A 14,896-nucleotide genomic window follows, 5' to 3' on the forward strand; every position below is an offset into this window, starting at 1 on the left:
ACCAGTGACCGCTGCAAGGGCGGTCACTTTTTTACGCAAACGACAGTTCTGATCAAGCGGCTTTGATCGCCTTGGCCGATACCGCACAAGTGCGCGGATGCTCGACCAGCGACACAAAGCTTCGGCTGTCGGCATCCAGCGCATCGATCGAACCGGTCTCGATGTCGTACACCCAGCCATGCAGGTTCAACAGGCCCTTTTCCTGGGCCAGTCGCACACTCGGGTGTGTCTGGATGTTGGCCAGTTGGGCGATGACATTCTCCCGAACCATCGAATTGACCTTGGCCGCCTCACTGGTGTGTGGCCGGGCTTCGTTGATCACTTTCGCCGACTCGGCATGTTGCAGCCAGCCGCTGACGGCGGGCAGGTGATCCATGCATGTGCACTTGGCCACGGCCGTCATGGCGCCGCAGTCCGAATGGCCGCAAATCACGATGTCAGTCACGCCGAGTACCGCGACGGCATATTCGACCGTGGCCGAGACACCTCCCGGATGCGGGCTGTAGGACGGCACGATGTTGCCGGCGTTACGGATCACGAACAGTTCACCGGGTTCTTGTTGGGTCAGCAGCTCCGGCACTACACGGCTGTCGGAACAGGTGATGAACAGCGTGCCCGGATGCTGGGTCGTGGCCAGGTGCTTGAACAGATCGGTGCGTTGTGGAAAGGCTTCTTTCTGGAACTTCAAAAAACCGTCGATGAGCGCTTTCATGTTCTTGTCCTCAAGGGGGAGCAGGGTGTGGCCCGCACGAGGCGTGCGAGCCGCTAGCAACTTAGAAAGGACGCAGCGGCAGGAACTTGCCGTCGAGGGTGATGACGGCGCGGGAGCCGCCTTCCGGATCTTCGACTTTCTTCATGTCGAGCTTGAAGTTGATCGCGCTGATGATGCCGTCGCCGAACTGCTCATGAACCAGGGCTTTGAGGGTGGTGCCGTAGATCTGGATCATTTCGTAGAAGCGGTAGATGGTCGGGTCGGTCGGCACGCCCGAGAGACTACCGCGCAGCGGGATGATCTGCAGCCGGGCCACGGCGTCGGCATCCAGTTCCAGCTTGTCGCCGACCACTTTGGCAGCGCTTTCAGGCAGCGGGTGTTGGCCGAGCAGGGCGGCGGTGACGTAGGCCAGGCTCAATCCGGTGCCGTCGGCCAGGTCCTGCCACGACAGGTTTTTGCGCGCCTTGGCGTCCAGGACAGAAGTGGTCAGGGCCAGGCTTGGGTCGTTGTAGGCATGGGACTGTTGCATGGTGATTCTCCTATCGGAAGGGGTGTCGCTTGGGTGTGGGGCCATCTTCTGCCGATCCATCCATAGCGTCCAAGACCGATATACAATGCAATCCATAAGTACCGCCTATAGATTGAGAATCCCATGTTGCTTCGACATTTACGTTACCTGTTGGCGGTGGCCGACCAGGGTGGATTCACCCGCGCCGCCGAAATGCTGCACGTGTCCCAGCCGACCTTGTCGCAGCAGATCCGGCAGTTGGAAGAATCCCTCGGTGTGAGCCTGTTCGACCGCACCTCGCGCACGGTCAAGCCCACCGATGCCGGCGAGGCTTACATTGAATGCGCGCGGCGGGTGTTGGTGGAACTGGAAGCGGGCAAGCGTGCTTTGCATGACGTGAAGGATTTGTCTCGCGGGACCTTGCGCCTGGCCATGACACCGACCTTCATGGCCTATCTGGTAGGGCCGCTGGTGCGCGACTACCTGGCGCGTTACCCGAACATCCATCTGGAGATTTTCGAGCTATCGATGGACGAGATCGAGGCGGGGCTGGCGGATGATTCGCTGGATATCGCGATTGCGTTTGATCAGGTGAGAAGCACCGACATCGAATCGATCCCGGCCTTTACCGAAACCCTGGGGTTGATGGTTGGGTGGGATCATCCGCTTTACGAACATCAGGACGCGTTGTCCGCAGAAGAGGTGGCTCGCCTTGAATTCGCGCTGCTGACCCCGGACTACATCACCCGGACCTGCATCGATGAGTATTTCACTCAGGCGCAGATCACGCCCAAAGTGGTGATTGAAGTGAACTCGGTCAACACGTTGCTGGAAGTCGTTCGGCACACGGCGATTGCCACCATCCTGCCGGAACCCATCGCAACCCAGGATCGGGCATTGCGCAGACTTTCCATGCTTGGTGCAGCACCGGAACGTGGGGCGGCGTTGCTGCGGCGCAATAACAACTACCACAGCGCGGCGTCATTGGCGTTTGTGGAGCTGGTGTTGGGGGCTGATTTTTCATAAGCACTACAAAACCCTGTAGGAGCCGGCTTGCCGGCGATGGACTCAAGTGCGCCGCGTTTATCCGGTTTACACGCGTTATCGTTAACGACCATCGCTGCGATGCGGCGACCCGACAAGCCAGCTCCTACAAGAGACCGCGTGATCTTCAAACCAGTGAAAGCCCGAAAAAAAAGCCTGCTCCTTATTGGGAGCAGGCCTTGTTTATCAATAAGTCAGTAGTGACTCATTTCAATCAGTAGAACCGGTCAATCACCCGAACTTCGTTCTGATTCTGCATCGAGGCCCAGGCCTGTTTCAGGGTTTGCAGAACATTACCGATGAAGTCCTTGTCGGCCRCGGCCTTCTTGCCGACATAGCCCTGGCCGCGACGGTACATCTTCAGTCGGGCCAGCAGGTTCTGGTTGTTCTGGTCGAACTCTGCTTCATGGGCGTGCGGCGACAGGCAGTCGATATGAACCTGGCCACACTTGCTGATCCAGAGAATATGGTTGTCGTGGCTGTCTTTTTTTGCAGCGAAGATACGAGCCAGTTCATCGATAGTTGGTTGATTGTTCAGATTCATCATAAAGTCCCTTGACCAATTGGTGATCTTTCAAAGTTGATTCGCTAATACAGGTAGCCCATCGGTTAGTTGATCCCTGGCACCGAAACCAGGACGTCAGCGTTCGACCGCCTTATCGGGCGGGGTCCTGCGTCTGCTGCATGTAGTCGTGTTGAATAACTGCTACGCAATAGCGTCACAACGAAGAGAAGCGGCGAAAACCTTAAGGCCACTGCCGACGTTTTCAGGGTCGGCCACAAGCGTCATGAGGATTGCTCGCCAAGTCTTCTCGCCCTTGTACTGGACGTTCAGGCCAGGTCAGCTTCTTCAATCTGCCTTGTGGGCAGCGTGTATCCGGGAAAAACAGCTCGGCGGTCAGACGAGCTTGCTCAAACGTGTTGCCTGTACTCCCGATCGGGGAGACGTCTGCATCATGCAAGGGCAGATCGAAGGCGTCAACGGTTTTGTAGTGAATATTTTTAGTCACTACATATTGTCGGACAAAGCTGTTCGGAATTAGCGGGCGGAGTCGAGGACGTGTCGGTCAGGACGACAAAGGCGGACACTCAAAGCGGTAAAAAGTGCAGGGATGGCGGTCAACGACCTGCTGATGCACGGTGAGTCCGACAACGCTGAGCCCCGGCATCACGGCGGCCCAAAACAGGCGTGCCGGCTGGTTCGCCTCGATGTGGAAAATCTGCCATTGACCGGGGAATCGGCTCAAGAGGGTGGAAACGACAAATCGCGCGACACCCCGGCCACGCAAGCGTCGACTGATAAACAGATAGCCGATGTTGTACTCGGCACCGGGTAGGTGGGTCTGGTTATCCACGGTCGCGAAACCGGCCAGTTCTCCGTCGACCTTGATCAGGAAGGGGCGGGTGGCCGGGTTTCGCCAGTAGTCCGGCATGGGCAGGATGTTGAACAAACCGTATTCGCCCAGTTTCAGCGGCAACCATTCGCTGAAGTCGTAGGTGTAGAACTGCATCAGGTTCTCGATGGTTTCCAGCTCATCGCGTTGGGCGGCGTGCAGTTCTATCGAAGACATAAGGGTTGGCTCCAGATACGCCGGGGCGGGTACACCCTTCATTATGGTTGGCCACAAGGTTCGGTGTCGGGTTCAGGTATTGCTTGCCGGTTTTGCCCTGCGCTTGGTGCCGTTCGCTGGTTTACGCGGGGCGCCTTTACGTTTTTTCTTCCAAGAGGCTGCGGCGGAGCCGGTGGGCGGCGGGCCGCTGATGGTCATGCTCAGCCCGGCGCAACGGCTGACCTGCTTGCTCATCCATGCCGCCTGTTTGGTGACGAATTCTTCCAGGCTCATTTCCCCGCTTTGCACCATGTCCAGGGCCTGCTCCCAGATCGCCGTGGTGCCCGGATCGGCGATGGCCCGCGGTACGGCGTCGATCAGGCTGAACGCGGCTGGCGTCGCGGCCAGGGCCTTGCCGTTCTTGACCAGGTAACCACGGTCGAGCAGGCCCTGGATGATCGACGCGCGAGTCGCTTCGGTGCCGATGCCGGTGGTGTCCTTGAGCTTTTGCTTGAGCAGCGGGTCTTCCACCAGTTTGGCGACGTTCTTCATGGCCTTGATCAGATCGCCTTCCGTGAACGGCTTTGGCGGTTGCGTCCAGAGGTCTTTGAGTTGCACGCCGGCCACTGCGCAATCGATGCCTTCGGCCAGGTTGGGCAGGGTCTGCGGCGCGGGAGCTTCGCGCCCCTTGGCCGGAGCCAGCGCTTCGGGCAGGGCGCGTTTCCAGCCTGGCTCGATGATCTGCTTGCCGACAGCGCGCAAGGCCTCGCCGGCGCAGTCGAAGTCGGCCTGGGTGCGGTCGTATTCGTGATTGGGCAGGAACTGCGCCAGGTATCGCGCGCGGATCAGGGTGTAGACCGCGCGCTGTTTGCCCGCCAGCTTGTCGAGATTTTTCGCCGCAGCGGTGGGGATGATGCCGTGGTGTGCGCTGACCTTGGCATCGTTCCAGGCCCGTGAGCGCCGTTGCGGATCAAGGTGATCGTGCAAGGCGCTCAACGCCGGATCGGCCTGGCGCAACGCCGCCAGAATGGCCGGCGCTTCGCTGTGCTGGCTGAGGGGTAAGTAGCCGCAATCACTGCGCGGATAGGTAATGACTTTGTAGGTTTCGTACAGCGCCTGGGCGATGTCGAGGGTTTCCTGGGCGCCGAGGCCGAGCTTCTTCGAGCAGACCTCCTGCAGGGTGCCCAGATCGAACGGCAGCGGGGCCACTTCGCGCATCCGCTCGGTGCGCAGTTTGATCACCCGCGCACTGGCCGCGCCGCTCATGGCGGCCGCCGCTTGTTGCGCCAGCGCCTGATTCAGGCAGCGGTCCTGATCGTCGCAAAGGTCCGATGCCGCGCGCCATTGAGCGGTGAACGCAGTGCCGTTGTGCAGCAGTTGCACATCGATGGCCCAATAGGCGACGGGCACAAAGTCGGCGATGCTGCGATCGCGATCCACCACCAGGCGCAAGGTCGGCGTTTGCACCCGGCCGACCGGCAACACGCCTTGGTAACCGGATTGGCGCCCCAGCAGGGTGAACAGCCGACTCATGTTCATGCCGATCAGCCAGTCGGCCCGGGAACGCCCCAGGGCCGAGTGATAGAGGCTGAAGGTCTCGTTCCCCGGTTTAAGTGCCGCCAGGGCCTTGCGAATGGACGCATCGTCCAGCGCCGACAACCAGAGGCGGCGGATCGGCCCGCGATAGCGGCAATGCTCCACCAGTTCCCGGGCGATCATCTCGCCCTCGCGGTCGGCGTCCGTCGCAATGATCAGTTCGGACGCTTCACCGAGCAGACGCTTGACCGCCTTGTATTGGCTGGCGGTGCGCGGCTTGACGGTCATTTTCCACTTTTCGGGAATGATCGGCAGGTCCGCCAGCACCCAGCGCTTGTAGCGTGCGTCGTAGGCGTCCGGCGGTGCGGTTTCCAGCAGGTGGCCGATGCACCAGGTCACCGTGACATCCGTTCCCAGCCAGCAGCCATCGCCCCGGCGCCTGGCGCCGAGGACTGCCGCGATGTCTTTGGCCTGGGAAGGTTTTTCACAGAGGTACAGCCGCATAACCACCATCGTCGATCAATGTGCGAGAGGTGCACAGAATGGCGCTTGATGGACGATGGAGCAATCTTTATCTGTATGGATGTACAGCTTGGTGTGTCGCTCCCGTTCGGCTGCGAAGCCGTCGCGAGGGTGAAACTTGGGTTATACCTGATAAATCGTGGTCTCAGGTTTTGGGGCTGCTGCGCAGCCCATCGCGGGCAAGCCACGCTCCTACAACGATTTGCAGGTCCATCACCGTCATGAGGAACGCATTCCATGAAAAGCTCCGGTCCTAGCCCTGTCATCACCATCGCCGAGCAGCCTGGCTGTCTGCTGGTGAGATTTCACGGCATTCAAGTGGCGGCCTCGGCGCGAGCCCTGGTGTTGCTGGAGGCCAACTACCCGCCGGTGTACTACGTGCCGCGAGAGGATATCGACGAGAAGTATTACGCCCGCACCGACCACACCAGTTATTGCCCGTACAAGGGCGATGCCAGCTATTTCAGTTTGCAGGTGTCAGGGCATGAAGGTGCCAATGCGGTGTGGAGTTACGAGGACCCCAAGGTGTCGGTAGAACAAATCCGCGGGTACATGGCGTTCTATCCGGATCAGGTGAAGTTCGAACTGCTCGATGCCGAAGTTTGATTGTGGCTGATAGCCGCGACGAGGGACCCGCTCCCTCGTCGCGAGCAATGACCTCAGTTCTTGTCGAGATCCACGTTGCGCGTCTCACGCAGGCAGATCATCCCCACCACCAGGCTCACCCCGGTGATCACCACCGGATACCACAGCCCGTAGAAGATGTCCCCGGTGTACACCACCAGCGCGAACGACACTGTCGGCAAAAAGCCGCCGAACCAGCCGTTGCCGATGTGATAGGGCAGGGACATCGAGGTGTAGCGGATGCGGGTCGGGAACAGTTCGACCATCAGCGCCGCCAGCGGGCCGTAGCACATCGCGGAAATAATGATCAGCGCGACAATCAGCGCCACGATCATCGGTTTGTTGATTTGCTGCATGTCCGCCTGTTGCGGGTAACCGGCGAGGGTCACGGCACCGCGCAAGGCGGCTTCGTCGAAACCATCGATCTTCACGTCACCGACGCTCACCTGCACGCCGCTGCCGGCCGGGGCCGCTGTGCTCTGGTACGGCAGGCCCTGCTTGACCAGGAAGGTCTTGACCTTGTCGCACGGGCTGTCGAATTTCGCCTTGCCCACCGGGTCGAACTGGAAGGTGCAGGTGGCCGGGTCGGCCATTACGGTGATCGGTGCCTGGCGACTGGCCTGGTCGATGGCCGGGTTGGCGTAGTGGGCCAGGGTCTTGAAGATCGGGAAGTACAGCGCGGTGGCCAGCAGCAGGCCGAGCATCAGCACCGGCTTACGCCCGACCTTGTCCGACAGCCAGCCAAAGAAAATGAAGAAAGGGGCGCCGATGGTCACGCTGACAATCAGCAGACCGTTGGCCACCGCCGGGTCCATTTTCAGGAACTGGGTGAGGAAGAACAGCACATAGAATTGCGCGGCGTAGAAGGTCACCGCTTGCCCGGCATTGATGCTGAACAGCGCGATCAGCACCACCTTGAGGTTTTCCCATTTACCGAAGGAGTCGCGAATCGGCTGTTTGCACAACTTGCCTTCTTCTTTCATTTTCACGAAGGCCGGCGACTCGTGCAGGCTCATGCGAATCCAGGTTGAGATGCCCAGCAGCACGATGGAAAACAGGAACGGAATACGCCAGCCCCAGACTTCGAACTGATCGCCGGTGAAGTAGCGGCAGCCCAGTACCACCAGCAGCGACAGCAGCAGGCCCAGGGTCGCGGTGGACTGAATCCAGCTGGTGTGGAAGCCCCGCTTGCCGACGGGCGCGTGTTCGGCGACATAGGTCGCGGCGCCGCCGTACTCACCGCCCAGGGCCAGGCCCTGGAGCATGCGCAACACCACCAGGATGATCGGCGCAGCGATGCCGATACTGGCGTAGGTCGGCAGCAATCCGACGCAGAACGTTGCCAGGCCCATGAGAATGATGGTGGCGAGGAAGGTGTACTTGCGTCCGATCATGTCCCCCAACCGACCGAATACCAGCGCACCGAACGGCCTGACGATGAAGCCGGCGGCGAAGGCCATCAGCGCGAAGATGAACGCTGTGGTGTCGTTTACCCCGGCGAAAAACTGCTTGCTGATCACCGCCGCGAGGGCGCCATAGAGGAAAAAGTCGTACCACTCGAAGACCGTCCCGAGGGACGAGGCAAAGATGACTTTCTGGGTTTCCTGACTGGTGCCCGCGCTGCGCACGGCTTCCAGGGACTGAACGTGTTCTGACATACCGGTATCCCTCACAGTGATTGTTTTTGTTGTTCCACTGGTGTTGCGTGTTCCTTGCAGGGGTGATGCTCGATGTCCGTGAATCTAATGCGGTCCTTGTAGGAGCGAGCCTGGTCGCGATGGCGTCGTTCCATTCAACGTTTATACTGGCTGATCCACCGCTTTCGCGAGCAGGCTCGCTCCTACAGGGATTGTGTTTGCAGTGGAGTTGAGGATCATTTGCGCAGCCTTCTCGGCAATCATCAGTGTCGGCGAGCAGGTGTTGCCCGAGGTGATGCGCGGCATGATCGAGGCGTCGGCGATGCGCAGGCCGGGGATGCCATGGACCATGAGCTGCGCATCGACCACGGCGTCGGCGTCGTTGCCCATGCGGCAGGTGCCCACCGGATGGAAAATCGTGGTGCCGATCCGCGCGGCGGCTTCGTGCAGCTGTTCTTCGTTTTGCAGGCTGTCACCGGGCAGATATTCCACGGGATTGAAGGGTCGCAGGGCCGGCGCGGCGACGATGCGCCGGGTCAGGCGAATGGCATCGGCGGCGACCCGCAGGTCTTCCGGGTGGCTCAGGTAATTGGGTTGAATCAGCGGTGCTTCTTGCGGGTTGGCCGAGCGGATATCGACTCGGCCACGGCTTTGCGGACGCAAATCGCAGACCGAAGCGGTGAACGCCGGGAACGCATGCAGCGGTTCGCCAAAGCGCTCCAGCGACAGCGGTTGTACGTGATATTCGAGGTTGGCTGAAGTCTGCTCCGGCCCCGAGCGGGCAAAGGCGCCCAACTGGCTCGGCGCCATGGACAGCGGACCGCTGCGGTCATACAGGTAGCGCAGGCCCATGCCCATCTTGCCCCACAGGCTGCCGGCAATCTGGTTCAGGGTGCGGGCATTTTCCAGCTTGTAGATCAGCCGCAGTTGCAGGTGATCCTGCAAGTTACCGCCGACACCGGGCAGTTCATGGGCGACACCGATGCCCAGCCGTTCCAGCAGCGGACGCGGGCCGATGCCGGAGCGTTGCAGGATGCTCGGCGAACCGACCGAGCCGGCACACAGGACAATCTCCTTGCGCGCCTTGAAGGTCTTCGACTGGCCTTGCCAGCGGGCGCTGACCGCCGAGGCGCGGCCATTGTCCAGCAGCACGCGATCGACTTCGACACCGGTCAGTACGGTGAGATTCGGACGCTGGCGAATGGGTTTTAGAAAGGCCTTGGACGCGTTCCAGCGGATGCCGGCCTTCTGATTGACCTGGAAATAGCCGCAACCTTCGTTGTCGCCCTGGTTGAAGTCATCGATGCTGGCGATGCCGCTTTGTTCGGCGGCGCTGCGGAAGGCGTCGAGAATCGGCCACGACAGGCGCTGGCGTTCGACTCGCCATTCGCCCGCGGCACCGTGAAATTCGGCGGCGCCGGCAAAGTGGTTTTCACTCTGCTTGAACAGCGGCAACACGTCCTGCCAGCTCCAGCCGGGGTTGCCGTCGGCGGCCCAGCGGTCGTAGTCAGCGGCCTGGCCACGCATGTAGATCATGCCGTTGATCGATGAGCAACCACCCAGCACCTTGCCGCGCGGGTAGCTCAGGGCGCGGCCTTGCAGGCCCGGTTGCGCTTCGGTCTTGAAGCACCAGTCGGTGCGCGGGTTGCCGATGCAGAACAGGTAGCCCACGGGGATGTGAATCCACGCGTAGTTGTCTCGGCCACCGGCTTCGAGCAACAACACACGATGTTGCGGGTTGGCCGACAGTCGATTGGCCAGCAGACACCCGGCCGGCCCGGCCCCGACCACGATGTAATCGTATTCATCCAGGGGAGTCTGCATCCCTGACCTCGTTTTGTTGTTCTTGTTGTCTGTCATCCTAGTTGTTAGCTTTCGTCAAAAGAATGTTAGTTTTTGCGCAGCCGCTGTGCGTTTTTAAACAGCATCCCGAACAGCAAAGAACAAGGACGATTCATGTTCGACTGGAATGACCTGCGGTTTTTTCTCGAATTGCAGCGCAGCGGGCGTTTGCTCACGGCCGCCCGCCGCCTGAACACCACCCATGCCACCGTGGCGCGGCACATCGAGGCCATCGAAAAGAGCCTCGGCACGGCGTTGTTCGTTCAACATGCCCAGGGATATGAGATGACCCCGGCGGGCGAGGCGTTGCTTAAACACGCCGAGGCGATGGAGAACGTGGCGTTGCTGGCCCAGGAGGAAATCACCCAGTCCACCGCGCCGCTGGGCAAGATCCGCGTCGGGGTGACCGAAGGGCTGGGCATCATGTTCCTCGCCAGTCGCATGAACGGCTTGTTCGAACGCTATCCGGGGCTGGAAGTGGAGCTGGTGGCGGTGCCGCGTTTTGTCAGCATCCTCAACCGCGAGGCGGAAATCAGCATCCACCTTGAGCGCCCGGCGGCTGACATGCTGGTCACCCGCAAACTCACCGACTATCGCCTGGCGTTGTATGCCAGCCAGGACTACCTCGATCGTTCGCCGCCATTGCGCAGTCGTGAGGACCTGGGGCGTCATGCGTGGATCGGCTACGTCGACGATCTGCTGTTCAGCCAGGAACTGATGTTCCTCAACAGCTTCTGCCGCAACCCGCAGGTGGTGTTTCACAGCACCAGCGTGATCGCCCAGCAACAGGCGGCGCGCTCAGGCCTGGGGATTGCCGTGCTGCCGTGCTACATGGCCAGTGCTGATCCCGGTCTGGTGCCATTGTTGCCGGACGAAAGCATCCAGCGCAGCTACTGGATCAGCACGCGTCGCGAGCTGCACAAATCGGTGCGGTTGCGGGTGTTGTGGGATTATGTGGTGGAGATGTGTGAGCGTGAGCAGGGGTTGCTGCTCGGTCCAGCCTCTTACGGCGCCTGAGCGGACGCCATCGCGAGCAAGCTCGCTCCCACAGGTTTTTGTGTTGTTCACACCAACTGTGTAACACAGCAACACCCTGTGGGAGCGAGCTTGCTCGCGATGGCGGCGGCACATCCAATATCCATCCCGAGCTTCAAGCAACAATCTCGAACGCGGTACTGGCCAGCCTTTCACCATTGACCATGACATGCACCGCATGGCGCCCTGCATAATGCCGGCGGGTGGTGAGTTCCTTGATCTGCTGACCACGGCTGACGGCTTCGATGGCATTGCCCGGCAGCGTCAGCGCCTTGAGTTTGAATACCTTCGCCGAGGTGCTGCCGTTGGCCTTGACGTAATCGATGGCGTAGTCGATCACCAGGCGTTGGCTGCTTTGAACGGTGGATTTGACGGCAAACGACAGGGTGATTTTTTCTCCCAGGCTAATCACCGGCGGTTCGACTTTCACATCGACGATCTCGACTTCAGGCTTGCCGCCCGCGCCGATGATCGCCAGTGCCCGCGGGTTGCCCTGTTTGATCAGGCTGCGCAGGGCGTGCCTGGCGATCCATGCGGTGTGCCTGTTGTCCAGCGCCCAGCCTTCGATCAGGTCCAGCACCCAATCGGAGTGATCCTTGGTGATGTCGTTGAGGTGGTTGGCCACGGATTTGCGTACATACAGGCTGGTGTCGGCCTTGAGGTTGTCGAGGATGTTCGCGGCGAGTGTCGGATCGGCCTGGATGGGCTCCAGCCGGAATGACCAGGGCAGGCGCGGCCGGCATCCTTCGCTGGCCAGGCGCCGCACATGCTCGTTGTCGTCCAGCGACCAGGCATGCATCAGCTTGAGCGAGCGCTTGAGGTCACTGCGCAGAAAGTGACGGATCGCGAATTCCGAAGAGCCAAAAGCGGTGAAGTACTTCAGCGCGTCCATCGACTGATCGAACGCATGGGCGCCGTAGCTGGCGACGTAGTGCGGCAGGCACATGCTGACGAAGCCGCTGTTGAGGCGCGGGGCGAGGGCGCGCAGCACTTGCAGCGACGCTTCATAGTCCAGCGGCAACACCGCGTGCAGGCATTCGCTGACCCGGGCCATGCGCTGCATGACGCTGAGGTCTGCCAGGCCGGACTGGGCCAGCTTCAGGAAGCGCCTGGCCTCGAATGGCGGATAGATCGCGGTCATTTCGCTGGCGATGTGCTGGAGGCGCTCGGTGTTGAAGATTTCCTTCAGGGCGGGGGCAGGTTGGTCAGTCATGGTGGTTCCCTGGCAATTGTTGTTGATCCATCACACCGCGTCATCGTTCATCGCGAGCAGGCTCGCTCCTACAGAAGAGCGTGTGAGCAGCCTGCTCGCGAAGGGGCCCTCAAATTCACCTCATTTTGTGCCCGCTTGCTCTTGCAGTTGATCCGACTCGAATAACCTGGCCAGTTCGACCCGCGCTTCCTGCGCGGTCTGCATCACTTTCACTGCGTCGTCATACACCGCGTGCTGGGCTTCAAGCACCTCTTCGTCATGCTGCTTGAAGCGTTTGATTCGCGCATCCGCCTGGGCCTGGGTCAGACCCAGCCCGATCAGGGTTCGCCGGCTCATTTCCAGGCTCGAATGGAAGGTTTCGCGCACGGCGTGAGCGCCGACGTCCATCAGCCGGTGCACATGCTGACGGTTACGGGCACGGGCGATGATTTTCATCTGCGGGTAGAGCTTGCGCACCAGTTCGGCGGTCTTGATGTTGGTGTCCGGGTCGTCGGTGGCGATCACGAAATACTCGGCTTCCCCGACCTTGGCCGCGCTGAGGATTTCCGGGCGCATCGGGTCGCCGTAGAACACCGGCACGCCACCAAAGCTGCGGGACAGCTCGATGGTTTCCACCGAGGTGTCGAGGGCCACGAATTTGATGTTCTGTGCGCGCAAAATCCGCGCAATGATCTGGCCCATGCGACCCATGCCGGCGATCACCACCCGTGGCGCGTCGGTGTCGATTTCGCGGAACTTCTCCGGTACTTCCACCGGTTGCACTTTCGGGCTGACCAAGCGTGCGCAAAGCAGCAGCAACAGCGGCGTCACGGCCATGGACAGGGTGATGGTCAACACCAGCAAGTCATACAGTTGCGCCGCGAACAGCCCGTGATCGCGACCGATCTTGAACACCACAAAGGCAAATTCACCACCGGCCGCCAACACGATACCCAGGCGGATCGCACTGACCTTGTTCAAGCCGCCGGCCAGGCGCCCGACAATAAACAGCAGCGGCAGTTTGATCGCGATCAGCAGCAGAGTCAGGCCCAGCACTGCGACCGGTGTGCTCAGCAACAGGCTCAGGTTCGCACCCATGCCGACGCTGATGAAAAACAGCCCGAGCAACAGGCCCTTGAACGGTTCGATCTGGGCTTCCAGTTCATGGCGATACTCGGAGTCCGCCAGCAGCAGGCCGGCGAGGAATGCACCCAGGGCCATGGAAATACCGGCCAGCTCCATCAACCATGCCGTGCCGATCACCACCAGCAACGCCGTGGCGGTGGAGACCTCTGGCAACGCGGTTTTGGTCACCACGCGAAACACCGGTCGCAGCAGATAGCGCCCGCCGATCACCACCACCGCAATGCTGCCCAAGACTTGCAGGCCATGGTTCAGGTCTTCACTGGGGGTGGTGCTGTGATCGCCGCCGGCCAGCAACGGCACCATGGCGATCAAGGGGATTGCGGCGATGTCCTGAAATAACAGAATCGCGAACGCCAGTCGCCCGTGGGGGCTGGTCAGTTCCTTGCGTTCAGCCAGGCTTTGCAGGCCGAAGGCCGTGGACGACAGCGCCAGGCCCAGGCCCAGGACGATTGCGGTGTTCAGCGGCTGGCCAAAGCCCCACAGCGCCACCACGCCAATCACCGAGCCGGTCATCAGCACTTGCGCCAGACCCACGCCGAACACTGATTTGCGCATCACCCACAAGCGTCGCGGCGACAGCTCCAGGCCGATGATGAACAACAGCAACACCACGCCGAGTTCGGAAATGTTCGCCACGCTTTGCGGGTTGTCGATCAGGCCCAGCACCGACGGGCCGATGATCACTCCGGCGAACAGGTAGCCCAGCACCGCCCCCAGTTGCAGGCGCTTGGCCAATGGAACGATGAGCACGACCGCCATCAGAAATACGACAGCAGCTTGTAGCAGGTTGCCTTCATGGGGCATGAGAAAACTCCAGGACTCGGTACAGCGGGGGTGACAAGAATAAAGGCTGGGCCCTTCGGCGTCAGCAAAACGCTCGGGCTCAGATGTTACAGTTTGCATTAATTAGTTACATTTATAGAATTAGCTGATCAATCCAACTGTCCCTCTCGAGTAGCCCCCATGGCGATCAACTTCGACCTCAACGATCTGCAAGCCTTCCGTGCCGTGGTCGAGCAGGGCAGCTTTCGCAAGGCCGCCGATACGGTGCGTATTTCCCAGCCAGCCTTGAGCCGGCGCATTGAAAAACTCGAAGACGCCCTCGGCGTGCGGCTGTTCGAGCGCACCACGCGCAAGGTCAGCCTGACCCAGGCCGGCCGCGGTTTCATGCCCAGCGTCGAACGCCTGCTGGACGATCTGGACGTGGCGTTGCTGGGCATCAGCGAAGTCGCTTCGACCCGGCTCGGCCATGTCACGGTCGCCTGTGTACCCTCGGCGGCGTATTACTTCATGCCGCGAGTGATCGCGCACTATCACCGGCAGTTTCCGCGGATCAAGGTCAAGGTGCTGGACTCCAGCGCCCACGACGTATTGAGCGCGGTGGTCAATGGCGAAGCGGATTTCGGCCTGAGTTTCATGGGCACCCTGGAAGCCGAAGTGGATTTCGAGCCCTTGGTGCAAGAGGGGTATGTCGTGGCGTGCCGGCGCGATCATCCGCTGGCGGGGCGAAGCAGTGTCACCTGGGACGAGTTCTATCAGCAGGATTAC

13 protein-coding genes are annotated in these 14,896 nt (G+C 60.7%); 4 read left to right on the plus strand and 9 right to left on the minus strand.

What is annotated here, in order from left to right; translation table 11 throughout:
• Window positions 1–52 precede the first annotated feature (52 nt).
• Window positions 53–712, minus strand: a complete 660-nt coding sequence (locus tag AC1DXW_RS27055; protein WP_477754555.1) for a carbonic anhydrase — start codon at window positions 710–712, stop codon at window positions 53–55.
• Between the two features lie 61 nt (window positions 713–773).
• On the minus strand, window positions 774–1,241 hold the full coding sequence (gene cynS / locus AC1DXW_RS27060) for a cyanase (protein WP_007971791.1): 468 nt from the start codon (window positions 1,239–1,241) through the stop codon (window positions 774–776).
• 123 nt (window positions 1,242–1,364) lie between these two features.
• Here cynS and cynR point away from each other — a divergent pair, with 123 nt between their 5' ends.
• Complete coding sequence (gene cynR / locus AC1DXW_RS27065) at window positions 1,365–2,246, plus strand: transcriptional regulator CynR (protein ID WP_477754556.1); 882 nt, start codon at window positions 1,365–1,367, stop codon at window positions 2,244–2,246.
• A gap of 232 nt (window positions 2,247–2,478) precedes the next feature.
• Here cynR and AC1DXW_RS27070 read toward each other — a convergent pair whose 3' ends face one another.
• From AC1DXW_RS27070 to AC1DXW_RS27080, 3 genes are all read right to left on the minus strand, one after another.
• The gene (locus AC1DXW_RS27070) at window positions 2,479–2,808 is read right to left on the minus strand and encodes a hypothetical protein (protein ID WP_477760693.1); all 330 of its coding nucleotides are present in this window, start codon (window positions 2,806–2,808) and stop codon (window positions 2,479–2,481) included.
• Between the two features lie 523 nt (window positions 2,809–3,331).
• A complete protein-coding gene (locus AC1DXW_RS27075) occupies window positions 3,332–3,835 on the minus strand; it encodes a GNAT family N-acetyltransferase (protein WP_477754557.1) in 504 nt (167 codons plus the stop codon).
• Between the two features lie 72 nt (window positions 3,836–3,907).
• Window positions 3,908–5,854: a DNA topoisomerase III gene (locus AC1DXW_RS27080; RefSeq protein WP_477760694.1), complete on the minus strand. Its 1,947-nt coding sequence runs from the start codon at window positions 5,852–5,854 to the stop codon at window positions 3,908–3,910.
• 255 nt (window positions 5,855–6,109) lie between these two features.
• On the opposite strand from AC1DXW_RS27080, the gene AC1DXW_RS27085 reads away from it, so the two are divergent.
• Entirely contained in the window at window positions 6,110–6,478 is a 369-nt protein-coding gene (locus AC1DXW_RS27085; RefSeq protein WP_477760695.1) for a DUF427 domain-containing protein, read from the plus strand.
• Window positions 6,479–6,531: 53 nt separating this feature from the next.
• Here AC1DXW_RS27085 and AC1DXW_RS27090 read toward each other — a convergent pair whose 3' ends face one another.
• Entirely contained in the window at window positions 6,532–8,154 is a 1,623-nt protein-coding gene (locus tag AC1DXW_RS27090; protein ID WP_477754560.1) for an MFS transporter, read from the minus strand.
• 141 nt (window positions 8,155–8,295) lie between these two features.
• The gene (locus AC1DXW_RS27095) at window positions 8,296–9,957 is read right to left on the minus strand and encodes a GMC family oxidoreductase (protein WP_477760696.1); all 1,662 of its coding nucleotides are present in this window, start codon (window positions 9,955–9,957) and stop codon (window positions 8,296–8,298) included.
• Window positions 9,958–10,089: 132 nt separating this feature from the next.
• On the opposite strand from AC1DXW_RS27095, the gene AC1DXW_RS27100 reads away from it, so the two are divergent.
• Window positions 10,090–10,992, plus strand: coding sequence for a LysR family transcriptional regulator (locus AC1DXW_RS27100; RefSeq protein WP_477760697.1), 903 nt, complete (start codon window positions 10,090–10,092; stop codon window positions 10,990–10,992).
• Between the two features lie 133 nt (window positions 10,993–11,125).
• On the opposite strand, the gene AC1DXW_RS27105 is transcribed toward AC1DXW_RS27100, so the two are convergent.
• Together AC1DXW_RS27105 and AC1DXW_RS27110 are read right to left on the minus strand one after the other, a co-directional pair.
• A complete protein-coding gene (locus AC1DXW_RS27105) occupies window positions 11,126–12,223 on the minus strand; it encodes a DNA alkylation repair protein (protein ID WP_477754563.1) in 1,098 nt (365 codons plus the stop codon).
• 120 nt (window positions 12,224–12,343) lie between these two features.
• Window positions 12,344–14,152 carry a monovalent cation:proton antiporter-2 (CPA2) family protein gene (locus AC1DXW_RS27110; RefSeq protein WP_477754564.1) on the minus strand — a complete coding sequence of 603 codons (1,809 nt, stop codon included), beginning with the start codon at window positions 14,150–14,152 and terminating at the stop codon, window positions 12,344–12,346.
• 159 nt (window positions 14,153–14,311) lie between these two features.
• Between AC1DXW_RS27110 and AC1DXW_RS27115 the strand changes: the two genes are divergently transcribed.
• Window positions 14,312–14,896: LysR family transcriptional regulator (locus tag AC1DXW_RS27115; RefSeq protein WP_477760698.1), on the plus strand; the 585-nt coding region annotated here is incomplete at its 3' end.

The sequence above is a fragment of the Pseudomonas sp. P4_C4 genome, assembly GCF_056402055.1.